20 protein-coding genes are annotated in these 19,138 nt (G+C 72.0%); 13 read left to right on the top strand and 7 right to left on the bottom strand.

Annotation, left to right across the window (positions count from 1 at the left end; all coding sequences use genetic code 11):
* Positions 1-9 precede the first annotated feature (9 nt).
* From ACMXN5_RS42715 to ACMXN5_RS42705, 3 genes are all read right to left on the bottom strand, one after another.
* Entirely contained in the window at positions 10-1,008 is a 999-nt protein-coding gene (locus ACMXN5_RS42715) for a metal ABC transporter substrate-binding protein (protein ID WP_439680256.1), read from the bottom strand.
* Between the two features lie 183 nt (positions 1,009-1,191).
* Complete coding sequence (locus tag ACMXN5_RS42710) at positions 1,192-1,446, bottom strand: hypothetical protein (RefSeq protein ID WP_439680255.1); 255 nt, start codon at positions 1,444-1,446, stop codon at positions 1,192-1,194.
* A gap of 95 nt (positions 1,447-1,541) precedes the next feature.
* Entirely contained in the window at positions 1,542-1,976 is a 435-nt protein-coding gene (locus ACMXN5_RS42705) for a hypothetical protein (protein WP_439680254.1), read from the bottom strand.
* A 219-nt stretch (positions 1,977-2,195) separates the two neighbouring features.
* On the opposite strand from ACMXN5_RS42705, the gene ACMXN5_RS42700 reads away from it, so the two are divergent.
* The 5 genes from ACMXN5_RS42700 to ACMXN5_RS42680 all read left to right on the top strand — a co-directional run bounded on the left by ACMXN5_RS42700 (position 2,196) and on the right by ACMXN5_RS42680 (position 6,045).
* On the top strand, positions 2,196-2,807 hold the full coding sequence (locus ACMXN5_RS42700) for a TetR/AcrR family transcriptional regulator (protein WP_439680253.1): 612 nt from the start codon (positions 2,196-2,198) through the stop codon (positions 2,805-2,807).
* Between the two features lie 96 nt (positions 2,808-2,903).
* Positions 2,904-3,911, top strand: coding sequence for a hypothetical protein (locus ACMXN5_RS42695; protein WP_439680252.1), 1,008 nt, complete (start codon positions 2,904-2,906; stop codon positions 3,909-3,911).
* Positions 3,912-4,054: 143 nt separating this feature from the next.
* Positions 4,055-4,975 carry a zinc metalloprotease HtpX gene (gene htpX, locus ACMXN5_RS42690; protein ID WP_395792768.1) on the top strand — a complete coding sequence of 307 codons (921 nt, stop codon included), beginning with the start codon at positions 4,055-4,057 and terminating at the stop codon, positions 4,973-4,975.
* Positions 4,975-5,535, top strand: a complete 561-nt coding sequence (pspAB, locus tag ACMXN5_RS42685; RefSeq protein WP_439680251.1) for a PspA-associated protein PspAB — start codon at positions 4,975-4,977, stop codon at positions 5,533-5,535. Before htpX ends, pspAB begins: the two co-directional genes overlap by 1 nt.
* A 276-nt stretch (positions 5,536-5,811) precedes the next feature.
* Positions 5,812-6,045 carry a DUF2795 domain-containing protein gene (locus tag ACMXN5_RS42680; protein WP_380011617.1) on the top strand — a complete coding sequence of 78 codons (234 nt, stop codon included), beginning with the start codon at positions 5,812-5,814 and terminating at the stop codon, positions 6,043-6,045.
* Positions 6,046-6,076: 31 nt separating this feature from the next.
* Here the strand turns inward: ACMXN5_RS42680 and ACMXN5_RS42675 are convergent, their stop codons facing one another.
* From ACMXN5_RS42675 to ACMXN5_RS42665, 3 genes are read right to left on the bottom strand one after another with little or no spacing between them, the layout of a single operon-like run.
* Complete coding sequence (locus ACMXN5_RS42675) at positions 6,077-6,565, bottom strand: hypothetical protein (protein WP_439680250.1); 489 nt, start codon at positions 6,563-6,565, stop codon at positions 6,077-6,079.
* Between the two features lie 22 nt (positions 6,566-6,587).
* A complete protein-coding gene (locus ACMXN5_RS42670) occupies positions 6,588-7,193 on the bottom strand; it encodes a response regulator transcription factor (RefSeq protein WP_439680249.1) in 606 nt (201 codons plus the stop codon).
* The gene (locus ACMXN5_RS42665) at positions 7,190-8,314 is read right to left on the bottom strand and encodes a sensor histidine kinase (RefSeq protein ID WP_439680248.1); all 1,125 of its coding nucleotides are present in this window, start codon (positions 8,312-8,314) and stop codon (positions 7,190-7,192) included. Before ACMXN5_RS42665 ends, ACMXN5_RS42670 begins: the two co-directional genes overlap by 4 nt.
* A gap of 129 nt (positions 8,315-8,443) precedes the next feature.
* Here ACMXN5_RS42665 and ACMXN5_RS42660 point away from each other — a divergent pair, with 129 nt between their 5' ends.
* The 4 genes from ACMXN5_RS42660 to ACMXN5_RS42645 all read left to right on the top strand — a co-directional run bounded on the left by ACMXN5_RS42660 (position 8,444) and on the right by ACMXN5_RS42645 (position 15,664).
* A complete protein-coding gene (locus tag ACMXN5_RS42660) occupies positions 8,444-9,355 on the top strand; it encodes an ABC transporter ATP-binding protein (RefSeq protein WP_439680247.1) in 912 nt (303 codons plus the stop codon).
* On the top strand, positions 9,352-10,062 hold the full coding sequence (locus ACMXN5_RS42655; protein WP_439680246.1) for an ABC transporter permease: 711 nt from the start codon (positions 9,352-9,354) through the stop codon (positions 10,060-10,062). The genes ACMXN5_RS42660 and ACMXN5_RS42655 overlap by 4 nt, the downstream gene beginning before the upstream one ends.
* A gap of 344 nt (positions 10,063-10,406) precedes the next feature.
* Positions 10,407-11,957 (top strand): M4 family metallopeptidase, encoded by a 1,551-nt coding sequence (locus ACMXN5_RS42650; protein ID WP_439680245.1) that lies wholly within the window; start codon positions 10,407-10,409, stop codon positions 11,955-11,957.
* Between the two features lie 251 nt (positions 11,958-12,208).
* Positions 12,209-15,664 carry a M28 family peptidase gene (locus ACMXN5_RS42645; RefSeq protein ID WP_439680244.1) on the top strand — a complete coding sequence of 1,152 codons (3,456 nt, stop codon included), beginning with the start codon at positions 12,209-12,211 and terminating at the stop codon, positions 15,662-15,664.
* 100 nt (positions 15,665-15,764) lie between these two features.
* Here ACMXN5_RS42645 and ACMXN5_RS42640 read toward each other — a convergent pair whose 3' ends face one another.
* Positions 15,765-16,232 (bottom strand): MarR family winged helix-turn-helix transcriptional regulator, encoded by a 468-nt coding sequence (locus tag ACMXN5_RS42640; protein WP_126638644.1) that lies wholly within the window; start codon positions 16,230-16,232, stop codon positions 15,765-15,767.
* A gap of 184 nt (positions 16,233-16,416) precedes the next feature.
* Between ACMXN5_RS42640 and ACMXN5_RS42635 the strand changes: the two genes are divergently transcribed.
* The 4 genes from ACMXN5_RS42635 (at position 16,417) to ACMXN5_RS42620 (ending at position 19,043) form a co-directional block, all read left to right on the top strand.
* The gene (locus tag ACMXN5_RS42635) at positions 16,417-16,983 is read left to right on the top strand and encodes a DoxX family protein (protein WP_395792784.1); all 567 of its coding nucleotides are present in this window, start codon (positions 16,417-16,419) and stop codon (positions 16,981-16,983) included.
* Positions 16,984-17,193: 210 nt separating this feature from the next.
* Positions 17,194-17,475 (top strand): metal-sensitive transcriptional regulator, encoded by a 282-nt coding sequence (locus tag ACMXN5_RS42630; RefSeq protein WP_078981450.1) that lies wholly within the window; start codon positions 17,194-17,196, stop codon positions 17,473-17,475.
* Positions 17,476-17,623: 148 nt separating this feature from the next.
* The gene (locus ACMXN5_RS42625; RefSeq protein WP_439680243.1) at positions 17,624-17,896 is read left to right on the top strand and encodes a heavy-metal-associated domain-containing protein; all 273 of its coding nucleotides are present in this window, start codon (positions 17,624-17,626) and stop codon (positions 17,894-17,896) included.
* A 166-nt stretch (positions 17,897-18,062) separates the two neighbouring features.
* Positions 18,063-19,043: a hypothetical protein gene (locus tag ACMXN5_RS42620; protein WP_439680242.1), complete on the top strand. Its 981-nt coding sequence runs from the start codon at positions 18,063-18,065 to the stop codon at positions 19,041-19,043.
* The last annotated feature ends 95 nt before the right edge of the window (positions 19,044-19,138 follow it).

The following is a 19,138-nucleotide window of genomic DNA, read 5'->3' as shown; positions in this document are numbered from 1 at the left end:
CGGTCATCGTCACCCTCGCAGCGCGGCGACGATGGTGTCGGTGTTGTGCTTCTCCGCGCCGAGGTAGGTCTCGCCGGCCGAGCCGGGGACACCGAGCGAGTCGGCGTAGAGCGAGTCGTCGCCGTCGACGATCTTGACGCCGGCCTCCCGCGCGATGGTCGCGGCGGTCTTGGGCGGCAGCGCGCTCTCGGCGAACACGGCCTTGGCGCCGGTGGCCTTGATCTTGCCGACGATCTCGTCGATCCGGCTGCCGGAGAGTTCGGCCTGGTCGTCGAAGCCGGGGATGATCGAGCCGACGAACTCCAGCCGGTAGCGGTCGACGTAGTAGCCCAACGCGTCGTGGTTGGTGACCAGCTTACGATCGGCCGCGGGGATGCCGTCGATCCTGGCCCGGGTGTCCGCGTCGAGCGCGTCGAGCTTGGCGGTGTAGGCCGCGAGGTTGTTCTCGTACACCTTGGCGTTCGCCGCGTCGGCGGTGCTCAGGGCGCGGCCGATGTTGGCCACCATCACCTTGGCGTTGCTCGGGTCGTGCCAGATGTGCGGGTCGAACTCCTCGCCGTCGGAGCCGGGTTCGCCCTTGCGCAGCCGTACGCCGGTGGAGGAGTCGACCACCTTTCCGGTGAAGCCGGCGGCCTGGACCGCCTTGGGCAGCCACGCCTTCTCCATGTCCACGCCGTTCTCGACGACGAGCTTGGCACCGCGGATGGCGTTCAGGTCGGCGGGGGTGGCCTCGTACTCGTGTGCGCTCGCGTTGGCCTTGATCAACTGGGTCACCTCGACCCGGTCGCCGCCGACGTTGCGGACGAAGTCCGCGACCTGGGTGGTGGTCGCCACGACCTTGACCTTCGGCCCCGAACCGGCGGCGGGTGCACCGGCGTTGGCGACCGGGGCGGCCTCGGTCCGCTTGCCGTCCTTGGCGTCCTTGTCGTCGGAACCGCACGCGGCGAGGGCGCCGGTGCTCAGGACGCCGGCGGCGAGGGCGGCGCCGGCGCGGACGGATATACGCATGGGATGTCTCCAGGCAGGGGTGGGTCCACGTCGATCGGCGGGTGCCGCGTCGACGTCTCGATAATGAAAACCATAATCATCTAATGGGAAGGTGTCCAGGCCGGGGGCACGGGGGCGCGGTCGGTCGAATCGGGGCGCCCCGTGGCCCCCGGCACGCGCGTGCCGGGGGCCACGGGGCAGGGATCAACGCCCGGGGATCACACCGGTCGGGTCGTGGTCGGGGCCCGGGACGCCGGAGGCACCCGGGACGCCCGGGATCCCCTCGGGTTCGGCGCGGGCGCCGGGTGGGTCGCCGGCCACGGGGTCGGCAACCGGGGGCCGGGTCTTGGCGGTCGGGGTCTTGGCGGGCGGCGGCTCCGAGGCCGGGGCACCGGCCGCCGCGCGGGCGGCCTCGGCCCGGACCAGGGCGCTCATCAGCAGGTAGACGTCGAAGGGCATGGCGGAATCTCCCGTGTTCGCGGGCTGCGGAATCGGATCGGCACGCCGGCCCGGCCGATCGCCCACTGCGGCGACGGCGGGGCGGCGGTGCCCGCTCAGCAGCGCAGGACCACGGTCCGCGCGGGTGTCGCCGGCCCCGCCATCGGATTCGACCCGGTACGGGCGGCCGGCGCGTCCGGGTCGGCGGGCCGAAGTCCGCGCCTGCCGACCGACGTTGCGCTCGACGCGGCGTCGGACGGGGGCCGCGGCCGGAGGCCGGGCGGGGGACAGCCGGTCGGATCCGCCGGACCGGACCGACCGCCCGAGTCCTCCGCAGGCGTGTCCTCGGCGTCGACGGGGGCGGTGTACCGGGTGGTACCGGCGGCACACCGATCCGGATCCCACCCACCGACGCGCACTCCGGCGCCGGCGCCGTGCGCCGCGTGCAACAGGGCCAGCAGCGCCACGAGTACGACCACCAGGCCCTGTCCGGCAGGGCCTCGGCGCACGCCGTGCCGCGACACAGCACCACCGGCCGTGACGCGCGCCATCGTGACCTCCTTCGGAACCGCCCTCCGAGAGAACCCCCGATTCCGGCCACGGGCACGCCGGCAAGGCCGAGAACCCCGAAACTTCACCCGATCCGGCGAACCCTTTCGGCCGCCCCGAAGCGGCGAGCACATTCCGGCCCTTCGGGGCGCCGCCGCTCCGGTAAACGGATGAATCCTCCTAATGGACTACTCATCCGCTTTGCCGATAACGTCGCGCGCATGGACGACACGGCCTCCCCTCATCGCCCCACACGGCGCAAGGACGCGACCCGCAACCGGCGGCGCATCATGGACGCCGCGCGGGTGCTCGTGCGCGGGGGCAGGCCGCCGCAGCTGAACGCGGTCGCCCTGGCCGCCGATGTCGGTGTCGGCACCGTCTACCGGCACTTCCCCACCCCCGAGGCGCTGCTGGAGGCGTTGGCCGCCGACCGCTTCGCCGCACTCGTCCGGCAGGCCCGCGAGGCGGCCGGACTGCCCGACCCGCAAAAGGCGTTGCGCGCCTTCCTCGGCGACGCGCTGGACGCCTACGTACAGGACGAGGCCTTCGCCGCCGCGGCCTCCGACTCCGGCGCGGCCACTCCGGAGACGCTGGACCTTCGGGGCCAACTGCTGCGCGCCACCGGCGACTTGCTCGCCCGTGCCGCCGACGCCGAGGTGCTGCGCCCACCGCTGGGACCGGCCGACCTGCTGCTCCTGCTCTACGGCCTCGGCTTCGCCGTCCGCCACTCCCCCGACCGCGACGATCCGGAGCTGGCCGCCCGCTACCTCGACGCCCTGCTGACCGGGATACTGGTCCGGCCGCCGGCGGACGCACCCGTACCGGCGTCGTAGCCGACACCCGCGCGCGAGACCCGACGCCGTCCGAGGTCGGCCCGACACGACACCGGGTCGCCCAAAGCGGACAGGCGCGCGGCCTATCGTGGCCGGGTGGATAAAACGTCTGTTCCGGGACGGCGCGCGGTGGTACTCGGCATCGTCGCGGCGGCGACCGGTTGCTCGTCGTCGGGAAGTCGGCACACCGAACCGACGCCCTCGGGCAGCCCGCCGAGCCGGAGCACGACCGCGAGCCCGAGTCCGACCACGACCGGCACCCCGCCGGCCGCCCCTCCCTCACTGCCCGTGGTCACCGCCTGGGCACCCAACCCCGGCGACGTGCAACCCCACGTCAAACAGCGGGCGGTCACCCTGGTGTCCGCGCTCGGCGCGTGGCCGCCGGGCGAACAGGGGGTCGCCGCCGCGCGGACCCGGATCGCGGCGCTGGGATACGCCCCGGCCCTCGCCGACCAGGCCGGGCCACTGCTCGCGGACGCGCCGGAGGCCGTCATCGAGGTGGTCGACGCCCAGTACGGCGGCATCCTCGACAACACCGCCAGTGTCCTGGTCGTCTGCCGCTCGTGGATCCGCAGCGCGGAAGGAACCATGGTGGCCGACGGCGTAACCGTCGACGTACGACTGAGCCGGGCCGAGCCCGACTGGACGGTCACCGCCCTGCACCCCTCGACGCCGGGAACGGCCGCCGCCACCCCCTCCGCCCAGGAGGCCCGCGTCCTCGCCGACCCGCGCATCACGCTGCCGCCCGCCGCGGCCGCCGATCTGCGCGCCGGCACCATCCACACATCCGTACTGACCGCACTGGAAACACTCGCCGAACAGCACACCGTCGACGTGAGCATCCTGCGCACCGGACACCCGATCGACGTCTTCGGCACCAGCCGTCCCAGCGACCACCCCGTCGGCCGCGCGGTGGACGTGTGGCGCGTCGACGGCCGGGCGATCGTGGATCCGGCCACCCCACGATCCCTGGTCGAGAGCTTCATGCGCGCGGGCGAGGCGGCCGGCTCGTACAACGTCGGCGGCCCGTACCGACTCTCCGGCGCGGCCTTCTTCAGCGACGACACCCACCACGACCACGTCCACCTCGGATTCCGCACCTGAACCTCTCGCCGGCACGCCCACCGCGCCCGCCGGCGAGGCAGAATCGAAGTGGCGCCCGATTCGTTGGCTTTTCATCCGTTTGAGCGCTTCCCTCGGGCCACCCACGAGGCCCGCTACCAGGTCCCCCCACGAGGGAGGAATCGATGACCAGGACCAGCGCCGGCACCCGATTCGCCACCGACCGCGGCCTGGTGGGCCGCATGCTCGCCACCATGTTCCTGCTCGGCCTGCTCTACGTGGTCTTCGTGGGCACGCTCGTGGTCGTCCTGGGCCGGGCCTGGCCGATCGCGGTCGTCCTGATCGGCGGCGTGTTCGTCGCCCAGTTCTGGTTCAGCGACAAACTCGCCGCGTTCGCGATGGGTGCCCGCGAGGTCACTCCCGAGCAGCAGCCGGAACTGCACGGCGCGGTGGACCGGCTCTGCGCGCTCGCCGACATGCCCAAGCCGCGCGTGGCGGTCGCCGACTCCGACGTGCCCAACGCGTTCGCCACCGGCCGCAACCGGAAGAACACGGTCGTGTGCACCACCACCGGGCTGCTCCGCCGCCTGGAGCCCGCCGAGCTGGAGGGCGTACTCGCGCACGAGCTGTCGCACGTCGCGCACAAGGACGTCGCGGTGATGACGATCGCGTCCTTCCTCGGCGTCCTGGCCGGGCTGCTCACCCGCGTCGGTGTGCAGTTCGGGCTCTTCGGCGGGATGCGCCGCGACCAGAACACGGCGGTCCTGATGCTGGTGGTGACCGCGGTGAGCGTGGCCGTGTACGCACTGAGCTTCGTGCTGATCCGGACCCTGTCGCGCTACCGCGAGCTGTGCGCGGACCGCTCGGCCGCGCTGCTCACCGGGCGGCCCTCCGTACTCGCCTCCGCGTTGACCAAGATCAGCGGCACCATGGCCCGGATTCCCACCCGGGACCTGCGCCGGGCCGAGCCGTTCAACGCGTTCTTCTTCGCACCGGCGATCGCCTCCAAGGACAGCCTGGCCAACCTGTTCGCGACCCACCCGACCCTGGAACGGCGGCTGGAGCAGTTGGCGCGGATCAGCGCCGAACTCGGCGGTGCCGCCTGATGGGGTTGTTCGACTCGCTCTTCGGCCGGAGCCGGGCGGTCAAGCCCGATCTCGACCAGCTGTTCGGCCTGCCCTCGGCGGCGATCACGCTGGAGACGGCGGCCGGCTTCCGGCCCACCGGCGCCGGGTCGGTGTGTTTCGCCACGGTCGAGGGCGGCACGTTCGACCGGGTGCTGCGCGACTTGGACGAGCTGCTCGACGGGTTGCGGAGCAGCCGGGACGACTACGGATACACCTGGCTGCTCGCCGAGCGGCCGGCGGAGGACACGGGCTCGCTGGTGACCGACCTGCACGCGATCAACTCGGCGCTGGAGGACGGCGGTTTCGGTCCGCAACTGCTCTGCTCCCTGGCCGCGTTCGAGCATTCCGACGGCCGCCGGCTCGCCCTGGTCTACCTGTACAAGCGGGGCACCTTCTATCCGTTCGCCCCGGTGCCGGGCGGGCACGAGAAGCGGGACAGCGCGTTGGAGCTGCAGGTGAGCGCGGCGGTGACCGACGATCTGCGGCTGGAATCCGACCTGTCCCGGTGGTTCCCGGTGTGGGGCGCCCCGGGGCTGTAAGCAGCCGGCCGGCGCGGTTCCGTGCCGGGTACGTCCGACCGGATCGTGATCCCCCATCGGCGCGCGGGCGGCGTATTATAGCTCTGAAACCACAAGCTGCCGCCACACCGAGCTCCCGAGCCGCGACAACCACCTCGTGCTCGTCCGACTTGGCGGCTCTTCGTGTCGACGCGCGACCCCGAGGGCGACACGGAGACCGGCCTCCGGTGTGCGCAGCGACACCGGCCGTCGGTCGTCGCGCACCCGCGGTCGGGCGGACGTGTGTGTGGAGGAGCCATGAGGAGCATCGGCGAATCGACGACCGTGGATCCCGAGGTGTTGCACTGCGCGATGTTCGGTGTGCGGTTCCCCGCCCGCCCGGCGGCGCTGAGCGCGGCGGCCACGATCAACGGAGCCGCGGTCTGGGTGGCTCGGGCCTTGGCAGCCCTGCCGGAGCGCGCGTACGAAGGTCCCAATCAGGTCTGCATGGCCCTGTGCGGTCGGCACGCGGGCCTGGATCCGGGGTTGTGAGGGCACGGACCGGGCTCACCGCCGGATCGCCTCACCGCCGGATCGTCGCCGGGGCCTCCACCTCCAGATACCGCCGACCACCCCTGCCCCGGTACTCCAACACCACCCAGCCCAGCTCGCCCAACACCCGCGCACACCCGTGCAGCGCCCGCTCCGCCTCGTGACCGGCGCCGCTGCCGCGCGGGCCGAGCCATTCGACCCGGACCACCCGGGGGTGGTCGCCGGCGGTGACGCAGTATCCGGTGGCGGTGCGCTGTGCGCGCGCGTCCAGGGCGGACGGCGGTACGCCGGCGGCCTCCAGGGTCAACGCGACGGCACGCACCATTCGCACCCGCTCCCACTCGGCCGGCGTCGCGCGCGGGTCGTCGGCGCCGCTGTTCACCACGTCGCGAATCCGCAGCAGCGCCTCGAACGCGTCCCGCACGGCCGCCGCGCGCTCCGGCGCGCCCGCCACCGGTACGGCTTCCGCGCCGGTGGCCGGCTCGAAGGCCGCCGCCTCGGGCGATTCCCGGCCGATCACCGTCGATCCCCCACCCCTGCCGTCACAACCATCCGCGTTCGACCGCGTAGCGGGCCGCGGCGTGCCGGCTCGGGGCGCCCACCTTGATCATCGCCGAGGACAGGTAGTTCCGTACCGTCCCGGCGGCCAGATGCACCCGGCCGGCGATGTCGCGCACGCTCAACCCCTCCCGGGTCAGCCGCAACACGTCCAACTCGCGCTCGGACAACGGGCAGTCCAGTACCAGCGCCGCCGCCGCGATCTCCGGATCCACGTGCCGGTGTCCCGCGTGCACGTCGCGAATCACCTGGGCCAGATGCGCGGCCGGCCGCGACTTGGGCACGAATCCGCGTACGCCCGCCCGCAGCGCGCGGGTGAGCACGCCGGGGCGGGCGTGCCGGGTGACCAGCACGATTCGGGTCTCGGGGCGCCCGGCCAGGATGCGGCCGGCCGCCTCCAGGCCGTCGGGGCCGCCGGGCATCTCCAGGTCCATCACCACCACGTCGGGCACGTGCCGGGCGGTCTCGGCGATCGCGGCCGTCCCGTCGGCGGCCTGGGCGACCACGGTCAGGTCGGGCTCCAGGTCCAGGAGTCGGCCCAGCGCGCCGCGCAGCATCGCCTCGTCCTCGACCAGCACCAGGCGGATCACGCGGGGGCCTCCGTACGGTCGGCGACATCGAGTCGGGCCACCACCTCGAAGACGCCAAGGCCGGCCGAGGCGCGCAACTCGCCGCCGTGGCCGCGCAACCGGGCGTCCAGGCCGGCCAGGCCGGTCCCGCCCGGGCGCTTCCCCTGTGTCGCGCCGTCGTTGCGGATGGTGAGCCGCCGGCCGTCGGCGGACACGTCGATCGAGGCGGTGGTGGCCGCCGAATGCCGCAGGATGTTGGTCGTGGCCTCCCGCACCACCAGGCCGAACAGCGTACCGGCGCGGTCCGGCAGCGGTGGTGGGCTCGCATAGTGGCACTCGATCCCGGCCGCCGTCAGCACCGCCGCCGCGTTGGCCAGTTCGGCGGCGAAGGACACCTCGCGGTAGCCGTGTACCAGGCCCCGGGTGTCGGTCACCGCCTCGCGGGCCAGCTCCTCCACCTCGCCCATCTGCGCGGCGGCGGCCGACGGGTCCATCTCGACCAGCCGCCGGGCGAGTTCGCTCTTGACCGCGATCAGGGTCAGCGTATGGCCCTGGATGTCGTGCAGGTCCGCGGCGAACCGCAACCGTTCGTTGGCCACGGCCAACTCGCCCGCGATCCGGCGCGCGTCGTCGAGTTCGACGAACTGGCGCCAGATCCAGTCGTTGAGCACGCAGGTCACCGTCACACTGGCGGTGATGACGAGGGCGCCGATCGTCTGATCCGGAGCCTGACTGGGCGACGGCCCGAGGAGTATCGGCAGCGCCACCATCACCGACAGGCCCGCGGCCAGGACCCGCCACCGACGGCCGCGCGCGTACATCGTCAGCAGTCCCACGGCGGTGGCGAGCGGCATCGGCCACGGGAATATCACGTCGTGGGCCAGCGCCGCCGCGGAGACCCCAAGGGCCACCGCGCAGGTCGCCACCAGGAGGCCGCGCGGCGGCGTGCCGGCCCAGTGCCGGGCGGTGGCGAACAACAGGCCACAACAGCCGACCGCGGCCAGGGCCAACGGCCATCCGTTGTCGCCGCGGACCGCCTCGACCACCGCGAGCACCGCGGGGATGCCGGGGACCAGCACCACGGCCGACAGCAGCGACCACGCGGTGAACCGGCGTGCCCGTCGCATCGTGGAGGAGACCATGTGCCCAGCGTAGGTGTGCGGCCGAGGCTCGCTCGCGGTGATCGGTCATCGGCGGGCATGACATTTGTCAGCCGGGGAGCGGACACCGGGCCACTACCGAGCGCGGATGGCCGGGCACACGCTGGGGTCATGGATGCGACGATGATCGAAGTACGCGGACTGCGTTGTTCGTACGGCGGCTTCGAGGCCGTCTCCGGCATCGACCTCGACGTGCGGCGGGGCGAGGTGTACGCCCTGCTGGGCACCAACGGCGCGGGGAAGACCACCACGCTGGAGACCCTGGAGGGCCACCGCCGGCCGACCTCGGGGTCGGTGCGGGTGCTCGGCGGCGATCCGCGCTCGACGGCGGTGCGGCTGCGGACCGGGATGATGCTCCAGGAGTCGGGGTTCGCGGCCGAGTTGACGCCGATCGAGACGCTGCGGTTGTGGGGGCGGGTCGCCCGGCGCGAGGACGACGACGAGGCGTTGATCGACCGGCTCGGGCTGACCCGGCGGCGCGACGTCCGGGTGGGTCGGTTGTCCGGCGGCGAGCGGCGGCGGCTCGACCTGGCGATGGCGGTGTACGGACGGCCGGAACTGCTGTTCCTCGACGAGCCGACCGCCGGCCTTGATCCGCAGACGCGCGATCTCCTGTGGGATCTGCTGCGCGAGTTGTCGGCGGGCGGCACCACGGTGGTGCTGACCACGCACTACCTGGAGGAGGCGAGCACGCTGGCCGACCGGATCGCGATCATGCGCGAGGGTCGGATCGCGGTCGAGGGCACCCTGACCGAACTGCTCGCCCCATACCCCGCGCGGATCTCCTTCGACCTGCCCGACGGACCGGCCGCGACCGACCTGCCACTCGCGGTGGATGTGGCCGGCAGTCGGGGGGATCGGGTCACCGTGATCACCGACGAACCGGAGCGCGCCATGGCGACGCTGCTCGCCTGGGCGGACGGGCGCGGCGTGCGGCTGCGCGGCCTGGTGACCCGGCCGGCGACGCTGGACGACGTCTTCCGGGCCGTCGCGGGCCCCGCGCCGACGGGGGTGGCCGCGTGAAGGGCACCGCGTGGCGGGCCGTGGCCGCCGCCGAACTGCGCATCATGCTGCGCAACAAGGCGGTCGCGGCCACGGTGGTACTGCTGCCGCTGCTCGTCGCGTTCACCGCGCCGGCCTCGCCGACGCCGAACACGGTCGCGCATTCCGTGTTGTTCATGCTGCTGATCGGGGTGCACGCGACACTCGCCACCACGCTCGCCGCCCGGCGCAAGGACCTGTTCCTCAAACGTCTGCGCAGCGGCGCGGACCCCGACGCGTCGGTCATCGTCGGGCTGGTGCTGCCGGCGATCGTGGTCACGTGCGGCCAAATCGTGGTGTTGGTTGCCGTGTGGGCACGCACCGATCTGTCCGTGCCCGACAACCCGGCGCTGCTCGTCCTGGCGATCGTGAGCGGGGCGCTGATGTGTACGGGGGTCGCGATGGCCACCTCGGCGTTCACCGCGTCGGCGGAGCAGGCGCAGATCACCACGATGCCGTTCCTGGTCGTCGCCATCGGCGGCAGCCTGCTGGTACAGGACCGCGCCCCGGAAAACCTGCAATGGCTCGGCTACCTGGTCCCCGGCGACGGCGTGGTGGACCTCGTGACCGGGGCCTGGGAAGGGATGGGCGTGGGCGCCGCGTTCCTGGCGCTGGCGTCGGTGACCGCCTGGACGCTGATCGGCGCCGTGCTCGGCATCCGGCTGTTCCGCTGGGAGCCCCGGCACTGAGCAGAGCATGCTGCGGCACCGAGCGGGCCCCGGCATCGGGCGGGACCGGGCGCCGAAGACGCGATCTCGGTGCCCGGTCCGCCGGGCTCAGGTCCCGCAGTGCCCGGGTGGGGTGCGGGTGCCGAGGGCGATGTCGATCGCCGAGAGGCGGTCGGCGGGCGGCGCTCGGCCGGGGTGCTCCAATCGCCCACTCCGCTCCCATAACTAGCCAGAATGTGCCGATTGTTCGGCCTTCGTTGCCGCAGAACCGTTCCGCTGTGAGGGTGTTCCTCGCTCGGGCGACGAACCCGGCGCGCCGGCGATCGGTTTCGTCGTCGCGGCCCGTCTTCCCCCGAGGAGCCTCGATGCATCGCAGAACGCCGACGGTCGGGTCGGTCCTGGCCCTGTTGGCCGGCCTGGTGATCGGCACCACCACACCCTCGAACGCGACCCCGCCACCGAACTCCCCCGCCGCCGCCCGCGCCGCCGCGATCGACGCGGCCGACCGCGCCGTCTCCGGCGACTCGGGCAACCTCGCCAAGGCACCCGGCGAGCGGTACCGGCGGGGCATGGTGACGCCCTGGCTCGACAACCTCTACTCGATCGCCTACGCCCGCACCTATCGCGGCCTGCCCGTGGTCGGCGGCGACGCCGCCGTGTTGGCCGACGGCACCGGCCGAATCCGGGCCGTGGAGACCGCCGACGGCCCGCGCATCGACGTACCGACCGAGCCGACCGTGCCCGCCGCGACGGCCGAGGCGAGCGCTCGTTCCCGGCTGACCGCGGTGGAGCGGGTGGACGCGCCCCGCCTGGTGGTGCAACTCGGGCCCGACGCCGCCCACTTGGCCTGGGAGACGGTACTGGCCGGCCGGGCCGGGAACACGCCCGGCAGGCTGCACGTGTTCGTCGACGCCCGATCCGGTGCGGTGCTCGACGCCGCGACCTTCGACGACGTACGCGCCGGCACCGGGCACAGCAAGTGGAACGGCCCGAACCCGATCACCATCACCACCGCCTCCAGCGGTTCCACCTACTTCATGCAGGACCTGACCCGCCCGGGCCTGAGCTGCGCCAAGTACAACGCCGGAGTGTTGACCAAGACCGTCGACGACTGGGGCAACGGGGACCCGACCACGATCGAGACCGGCTGTGTCGACTCGATGTGGGCGGTGCAGAAGGAATGGGACATGCTCCGCGACTGGCTGGGCCGCAACGGGCACAACGGCAACGGCCGCACACTTCCGGTCGTGGTCGGTCTTCCCGACGTCAACGCCTACTCCGACGGCTCCAAGGTGTTCATCGGCCACGACGTCAGGGGCCGGTGGCTCGGCGCGATGGACATCGTGGGCCACGAATACGGGCATTTCATCGACTCGTCCACGCCGGGCTATCCGTTCAAGGAGTACGGACTCAGCGAGGGCTCCGGCGACATCTTCGGCGCGCTCACCGAGTTCTACGCCAACGAACCGGCGCCGTTCGACACCCCGGACTACACCGTCGCCGAGATGGTCGACATGGGTAGCGGCAGGCCGCTGCGGTACATGTACAACCCCTCCCTGACCGGCGACCCGAACTGCTACTCCTCGACGATGCCGCCGGACGAGCACGCCGCATCGGGTCCACTGAACCACTGGTTCTATCTGCTCGCGGAAGGCTCCAACCCCGGTGGCGGCAAGCCCGACAGTCCGACGTGCAACAACTCCACGGTCACCGGCGTGGGCATCAAGATGGCCGGAAAAGTGTTCTACGGCGGCCTGTTGATGCGACCGGCCGGCACCGACTACCGGAAGCTGCGCGTGATCACCGTCCGTGCGGCCAAGGTCCTCGACCCGACCTGCGTCACCTGGAAGGCGACCAGGGCGGCGTGGAGCGCGGTCAACGTCCCGCCCCAGGCGGCGGAACCGCTCTGCCCCTGACCCCACCCCGGCGTCCGGGCCCCGCACCACCGGGGCTCGGACGCCGCGACCGCAACAGGCCCCGAGCGACGGCTATTTCGCCAGTATTTGCTGGCCTCGCCAGAGCCCTTCGCGCGGCCCTTGTGTCCGTGTGAGTGTTTCGCTCGCTCGGGCACGAACCCCGGCCTGCACGGTCGACCGCGACGCTCACGAGGCGCGTGGTCCAAGCCGGATTCGTGGTCGAGGTCTGCCTTCCCACTCGAGGAGCCTCGATGAATCGAAGAATGACCACGGCCGGAACCGTTCTGGCCATGCTCACCGGCCTCACCGTGGGCGTGGCGGCCCAGCCGGCGTCAGCCGACCCGCCGCAGCCCAGCTCGCAGGAACTGGCGGTCTCCGCCGCCGACCGTGCCGTCTCCAGCGGCCTCGACACCCTCGCCAAGGGTCCCGACGAGCAGTACCAGCGCCAAGCCGTCACCCCGTGGATCAACGACCTGTACTCGGTCGCGTACCAGCGCACCTACCGCGGCCTGCCGGTCGTCGGCGCGGACGCCGTGGTGATGGCCGACGGCAAGGGCCGGGTACGGGCGACCCAGTCGTCCACCGACGCCCGCATCGCCGTACCGACCCAGCCCACCATCGCCGCCGGCGCGGCCGAGGCCACGTCCAGGACCAAGCTGGCGAGCGTGGATCGGGTCGACTCGCACCGCCTGGTCGTCCGGGTCAAGGACGGCAAGAGCGCGTTGGCCTGGGAAACCGTGCTGATCGGCCGGACCGCGACCGCGCCCAGCCGGCTGCACGTGTTCGTGGACGCGAGCACGGGCACAGTGCTCGACACGACCGACGACGTCAAGGCCGGCACCGGCAACAGCCAGTGGAACGGCCCCAACCCGCTCACGATCGACACCACCAACTCCGGTGGTACGTACTCCCTGCGCGACCCGAACCGGCCGGGCCTGACCTGCGCCGACTACTCGACCGGCCAGGTCTTCTCCAAGTCCTCGGACTCGTGGGGCAACGGCCAGGCATCGAGCAAGGAAACCGGCTGCGTCGACGTCATGTGGGCGGCGCAGAAGGAATGGAACATGCTCCGCGACTGGCTCGGTCGCAACGGCCACAACGGCACCGGCGGCAGCTGGCCCGTCAAGGTCGGCCTGAACGACGTCAACGCCTACTGGGACGGCTCGTCCGTCTCGATCGGCCACAACCAGAGCAACCAGTGGATCGGCTCGATGGACGTGGTCGGCCACGAATTCGGCCACGGTATCGACCAGTTCACCCCCGGCGGCACCAGCGGTGAGGCCGGGCTCGGTGAGGGCACCGGCGACATCATGGGTGCGCTGACCGAGGCGTTCACCAACGAGCCCTCCCAGTACGACGCCCCCGACTACACCGTCGGCGAGACCGTCAACCTCGTGGGCCAGGGCCCGATCCGCTACATGTACAAGCCGTCCACCAACGGCGACCCCGACTGCTACAGCTCCTCCATTCCCAGCACCGAGGAGCACGCGGCGGCCGGCCCGCTCAACCACTGGTTCTACCTCCTCGCCGAGGGCACCAACCCGGGCGGCGGCAAGCCGACCAGCCCGACCTGCAACAGCAGCACCCTGACCGGGGTCGGCATCCAGCAGGCCGGCAAGGTCTTCTACGGCGGCATGCTCCTGAAGACCAGCGGCATGACCTACAAGCGCTACCGGACCGCGACGCTCAGCGCGGCCAAGACGCTCGACCCGACCTGTGCGCTGTTCACCAAGACCAAGGCCGCCTGGGACGCGATCAGCGTGCCCGCGCAGACGGGTGACCCGACCTGCACCCCCGGCCCGGGTCAGAACGACTTCTCGATCACCCTCAACCCGACCGCCGGCACGGTGGCCCCGGGCGCGTCCGTCACCTCCACGGTGGCCACGACCATCACCAGCGGCCAGGCGCAGACGGTCAACCTGACCGCCTCCGGTCTGCCGAACGGTGTGACCGCCCAGTTCAACCCGGCCAGTGTGCAGTCCGGCGGCAACTCCACGCTGACCCTGTCGGCGAGTTCGGCCGCCACGGCGGGCACGTCCACGATCACGGTGACCGGCACCGGTACCGGCGCGACCCACACCGCGCAGTACACCCTGACGGTCAGCGGGACGTCCTCCCCGATACCCGACGTCAGCGTCGCGAACGTGCAGGCGCACCTGTCCCAGCTGAACACCATCGCGACCCAGAACGGTGGCAACCGCCGTGCGGGCAGCGCCGGTTACACCGCGTCGCTGGCCTATGTGAAGGGTAAGCTCCAGGCGGCCGGCTACCAGGTCACCGAGCAGACCTGCACCTCCTGCACCTACCGCTCCAACAACCTGATCGCCGACTGGCCCGGCGGCCCCGCCGACTCCACCATCATGTTCGGCGCCCACCTGGACAGCGTCCAGGCCGGCCCCGGCATCAACGACAACGGCTCCGGCTCCGCCACCCTCCTGGAGAACGCGCTCGTCCTCGCGCAGGCCAACCCGAACCTGACCAAGCATGTCCGGTTCGGCTGGTGGGCCGGCGAGGAACAGGGCCTCCAGGGCTCGCAGTTCTACGTCAGCCAATTGAGCTCCACCCAGCGCACCGCGATCAAGGGCTACTACAACTTCGACATGGTCGGCTCGCCCAACGGCGGCTACTTCATCAACAACATCAACTCCGCCACCGCCGCCCCGATGAAGGCCTACTGGGACTCGCTGAACCTGCGTCCCGAGGAGAACGTCGAGGGCCAGGGCCGCTCCGACGACTACTCCTTCCAGCAGGGCGGCATCCCCACCTCCGGCTACGCGGCCGGTGCCGACGCGGTCAAGACCTCCGCGCAGGCGCAGAAGTGGGGCGGACAGGCGAACCAGTCCTACGACTCCTGCTACCACTCCGCGTGTGACACCTCCTCCAACATCAACGCGACGGTTCTGGACCGCAGCGCGGACGGCGTCGCCTACACCATCTGGAAGACCGCGGTCGGCGGCGGCAACCCCGGCAACGACTTCTCGGTCGGCGTCAGCCCGAACTCGGGCAGCACCCAGCCGGGCGGCAACACCACCGCGACCGTCAACACCCAGACCACCAGCGGCAACCCGCAGACGGTGAACCTGACCTCCTCCGGCGCGCCGAGCGGCGTGAACGTGACCTTCAACCCGACGTCGGTCCAGTCCGGCGCGTCCTCGACGGTGACCTTCCAGGTGGGGGCCAACGTCGCGACGGGTACGTATCCGATCACCATCACCGGCACCGGCAGCGTCCAGCACGCGACGACCTACACGCTGACCGTCGGCACCGTCAACCCGGGCAACTCGCTGCAGAACGGCGGCTTCGAGCAGGGCACCGCCAACTGGACGCAGAGCGCCAGCGACATCACCAACAGCACGCAGGCCACCCCGCACAGCGGTGGCTGGTACGCCTGGATGATGGGTTACGGCAGCACCGCCACCGAGACCCTGAGCCAGGAGAACATCACCATCCCGGCCAACGCCACGCTGCGCGTGTGGGTCAAGATCACCACCGAGGAGGTCGGGAACACCGTCTACGACACCCTCGGCGTCCAGATCAACGGCACCACGCTGGCCACCTACTCCAACGCCAACGCGACCGGTACCTATGTGCAGAAGACCGTGGACCTGAGCGCCTACGCGGGCCAGACGGTCAGCCTCCAGTTCTCCGGTTCCGAGGACGAGTCCGCGACGACCACGTTCTACGTGGACGACGTCTCGATCTCCTGACCCCGTCCCGAAAGGCACCGCACCACGAGTGACCGCCCCGCCCCCGGCAGCGCGCCGGGGGCGGGGCGCACCCGTGTCCGGGCCCGCGCGCCGGCCGCGCTCAGGCCCGGTCGTGTGCCCGCAGCCGGCGGCCGACCACGCCCAACGCCTCGGCCAGTACCGCCAGTTGCTCACGATCCAGGACGTCGATCAGAACCTCGCGCACCCGCGCGACATGTGCGGGCGCGGCGCCGCGCAACCGCGCGGATCCCTCGTCGGTCAGCACCGCGTAGACCCCGCGCGCCTGTTCCGGGCACGCGCGCCGGCGGACCAGGCCCAGCTTCTCCAACTGGGCGACCTGGTAGGTGATCCCGCTCTTCGAGGTGATCAACCGGTCGGCCAGTTCGGCCATCCGCAGTTCGCCGTCGGGCGCGTCCGCGAGGTGCACCAGGATCTCGTACTGCGGGTGGGACAACCCCGCCTCGTCCTTGAGCTGGCGCTCCAGCGCCCGGTCCACCCGGTGGCCGGCCTCGACGAAGCTCGTCCACGCGGCCATCTCCAGGTCGTCCAGCCAACGCGGTTCGCTCATGCGGCAAACCCTACCCAGCTTGTCGAAGCCGGGGTCGGCCTGTAGCGTCGAAGTAGTTCAAATTTGAACTGACACCGCACCTCGCGGAGCGCGCCGCCACACGCGGTGCCACCGCGTGGCGCCGCCGCATGTCCGCACGCCGCAAGATCGCCCCAGCGACCTCGCCATCGACAGGAGCACCCGCATGTACTCCCCCGCCGAGACGACCCACCGCGACCCCGATCAGGCGACCCGCATCGCGCCGGCCGGCGCGCCCGCCGGGTCGCTGCACGGCTACGACCTCGGCCTGGCCCTGCTGCGCATCGTCGTCGGCCTGACCATGGCCGCACACGGCACACAGAAGCTCTTCGGCTGGTTCGACGGCTCCGGCCTGGACGGCACCGGCCAGTTCTTCACCATGAGCGGCTACCCGTCCGGCAAGGCGATGGCGACCGTGGCCGGCCTCACCGAGACCTTCGGCGGCCTCGCCCTCGTCATCGGCCTGTGCACTCCCCTGGCCGCCGCCGGGATCGTGGGCACCATGATCAACGCCATCGCGGTCAAGTGGGACGGCGGCTTCTTCGCACCGAAGGGCGTCGAGTACGAACTGCTGCTCACCGCGGCCGCCGCCGCGCTCGCGCTGACCGGCCCCGGCCGGCTGGCCGTGGACCGCTTCCTGCCGGTCCTGCGCAGCCACCGCGTCGCGTACGGCATCGCCGCCGTCGCGGTCGGCGCACTCACCGCCGGCGTCATCCTGATGTTGCGCGACTGAGCGCGAGCACGCCCCGAATCACCTGCGACCGCCCCCGGGATCCACGGATCCCGGGGGCGGTCGCACGTCGCGCCTCCGACGTTCGGCGCGGGCGCCCGGCATTCCGAATATTTTCATAGGGCCCGGGGGTATTCGACCGACCGAAACGATACCCTACGGGGGTACCTTGCGGTCGAGCCGAGACCGCATGCGCGACCAAGGAGGCCCGCGATGACCGGATACGACGACGGCAAGGACGCCTACCTCGCCCGCCTCAAGCGGGTGGAAGGCCAGGTCAGAGGGCTGCATCGGATGGTGGAGTCGGACGCCTACTGCATCGACGTGCTGACCCAGGTGTCCGCCGTGACCAAGGCGCTCCAGGCCGTTGCCCTGGGACTGCTGACCGATCACCTGGGGCACTGTGTGGTCCAGGCCGCCGGGCAGGGCGGCGACGCGGCCGACGCCAAGGTCCGCGAGGCCGCCGATGCGGTGGCCCGATTGGTGCGCTCCTGACGGGAGTTGCCCGCGCCCGCACCCCCCGTTCCGAAACAGGAATCCATCCCCTCGGCTTGACAACATACCCAGGGGGGGTATTTTGTAGTCGAAGCCGCCGACCGGAACGCCTCCGGTGCGGCGGACCCGAGAACCAGGAGGCTTCGCCATGAGCACGACCACTTCCGTCACCTCGACCTACACCGTCACCGGCATGACCTGCGGCCACTGCGTCTCCTCGGTCAAGGCCGAGGTCGGCAAAATCGACGGCGTCACGGAGGTCGCGGTCGACCTCGCGAGCGGCAGGGTGACGGTCACCTCCGACGCGGCCCTGGCTGACACGGCCGTCGCGGCGGCGATCGACGAGGCCGGCTACGAACTGGTCGCCCCGGCGGCCGAGGCCCCCGAGGCCGGCGCGAGCTGCTGCGGCACCTGCCACTGACCCGTCGAGGGGGCGCCGCCCGACACCGGCGCCCCCTCGACGAACCACCCACGACCCCGGTCGGCCACACCACCGGGGCCCGCCGCTCCACGGCGACCACCCGCCGCACCGCCTCGAACGCGGCGTCCGACGCGGTGTCGAACGCGCCATCGAACAGGGAGAGAGCATGAACACCGCAGTCAAAGTCGGCGCGTTCGGCGCCGGCGTGGTGCTGGCCTTCGGGGCCGCCTTCGGCATCGGCCACGCGGTCGGCCCGGTCGGCTCCGATCCCGCCCCCGCACACGGCGGCCACGGCGGCGCCCAGGCGGGCCCATCGGGCGGCGCCCGCTCCCCCGGCGCCACACCGGCCGCCGCCGAGATGCCGGGCGGCCTCCAGGTCTCCGAGCGGGGCTACACCCTGGTCACCCCCGCCGAGCCGCTGCCGGCCGGCACCGCCACCGACTTCCGCTTCCGTGTCCTCGGCCCGGACGGGCAACCGTGGACGCGCTACGACCGGGCCCACGACAAGGACCTGCACCTGATCGTGGCCCGCCGCGACCTGTCCGGGTTCCAGCACGTACACCCCGTGCTCGGCGCCGACGGCACCTGGAGCGTGCCGCTGACCTTCGCGAACGCCGGCACGTACCGGATGTTCGCCGACTTCACACCCACGGGCGACCCCGGCGGCACACTCACCCTGGGCGCCGACGTCGTGGTGGCGGGCGACTACGCACCGGCCGCGCTGCCGGCGCCGAGCCGCACCGCCGTCGTCGACGGCTACACCGTCACCCTGGCCGGCGACCTGACCACAACGTCCGCACCGCTCACCCTGAACGTGAGCAAGGACGGCCGCCCCGTCACCGACCTCCAGCCCTACCTCGGCGCCTACGGCCACCTGGTCGCGCTGCGCCAGGGCGACCTGGCCTACCTCCACGTGCACCCGCAGGGCGCGCCCGGCGACGGCAAGACCCCCGCGGGCCCCGGCATCGGCTTCCACGCCCAGGCCCCCAGCGCGGGCAACTACCGCCTCTACCTGGACTTCCAACACGAGGGCAGGGTCCGCACCGCCGAGTTCACCGTCACGGTGGGCGCCGCGACTGCACCGACTCCGCCGCCCGCCCAGTCCACGCAGCCCGCCCAGCCCGAGCACGGCGAGCACGCCCACTAGGGATGCCCGACGCCATTCTCGGGCTCGGCCAGGGCCGACGTTTGACGTTTTGATACCCCCCTAGGGTATAGTTCAGGCATGATCGCGGGACGGCG

It is taken from the genome of Embleya australiensis, from assembly GCF_051903075.1.
In the GTDB taxonomy this organism is placed as follows: Bacteria; Actinomycetota; Actinomycetes; order Streptomycetales; family Streptomycetaceae; genus Embleya.
The sequence above is the reverse complement of the archived record's forward strand: the minus strand, read 5'-3'. Positions and strand labels throughout refer to the sequence as shown.

Bases quoted from the DNA above. Each gene is read 5' to 3' on its own strand.
- ACMXN5_RS42625 (WP_439680243.1), top strand. From the start codon at position 17,624: ATGAGCACGACCACTTCCGTCACCTCGACCTACACCGTCACCGGCATG.
- ACMXN5_RS42620 (WP_439680242.1), top strand. From the start codon at position 18,063: ATGAACACCGCAGTCAAAGTCGGCGCGTTCGGCGCCGGCGTGGTGCTG.
- htpX (WP_395792768.1), top strand. From the start codon at position 4,055: ATGACCAGGACCAGCGCCGGCACCCGATTCGCCACCGACCGCGGCCTG.
- ACMXN5_RS42715 (WP_439680256.1), bottom strand. From the start codon at position 1,008: ATGCGTATATCCGTCCGCGCCGGCGCCGCCCTCGCCGCCGGCGTCCTG.
- ACMXN5_RS42660 (WP_439680247.1), top strand. From the start codon at position 8,444: ATGGATGCGACGATGATCGAAGTACGCGGACTGCGTTGTTCGTACGGC.
- ACMXN5_RS42700 (WP_439680253.1), top strand. From the start codon at position 2,196: ATGGACGACACGGCCTCCCCTCATCGCCCCACACGGCGCAAGGACGCG.
- ACMXN5_RS42680 (WP_380011617.1), top strand. From the start codon at position 5,812: ATGAGGAGCATCGGCGAATCGACGACCGTGGATCCCGAGGTGTTGCAC.
- ACMXN5_RS42710 (WP_439680255.1), bottom strand. From the start codon at position 1,446: ATGCCCTTCGACGTCTACCTGCTGATGAGCGCCCTGGTCCGGGCCGAG.
- ACMXN5_RS42645 (WP_439680244.1), top strand. From the start codon at position 12,209: ATGAATCGAAGAATGACCACGGCCGGAACCGTTCTGGCCATGCTCACC.
- ACMXN5_RS42705 (WP_439680254.1), bottom strand. From the start codon at position 1,976: ATGGCGCGCGTCACGGCCGGTGGTGCTGTGTCGCGGCACGGCGTGCGC.
- ACMXN5_RS42640 (WP_126638644.1), bottom strand. From the start codon at position 16,232: ATGAGCGAACCGCGTTGGCTGGACGACCTGGAGATGGCCGCGTGGACG.
- pspAB (WP_439680251.1), top strand. From the start codon at position 4,975: ATGGGGTTGTTCGACTCGCTCTTCGGCCGGAGCCGGGCGGTCAAGCCC.
- ACMXN5_RS42665 (WP_439680248.1), bottom strand. From the start codon at position 8,314: ATGGTCTCCTCCACGATGCGACGGGCACGCCGGTTCACCGCGTGGTCG.
- ACMXN5_RS42650 (WP_439680245.1), top strand. From the start codon at position 10,407: ATGCATCGCAGAACGCCGACGGTCGGGTCGGTCCTGGCCCTGTTGGCC.
- ACMXN5_RS42635 (WP_395792784.1), top strand. From the start codon at position 16,417: ATGTACTCCCCCGCCGAGACGACCCACCGCGACCCCGATCAGGCGACC.
- ACMXN5_RS42630 (WP_078981450.1), top strand. From the start codon at position 17,194: ATGACCGGATACGACGACGGCAAGGACGCCTACCTCGCCCGCCTCAAG.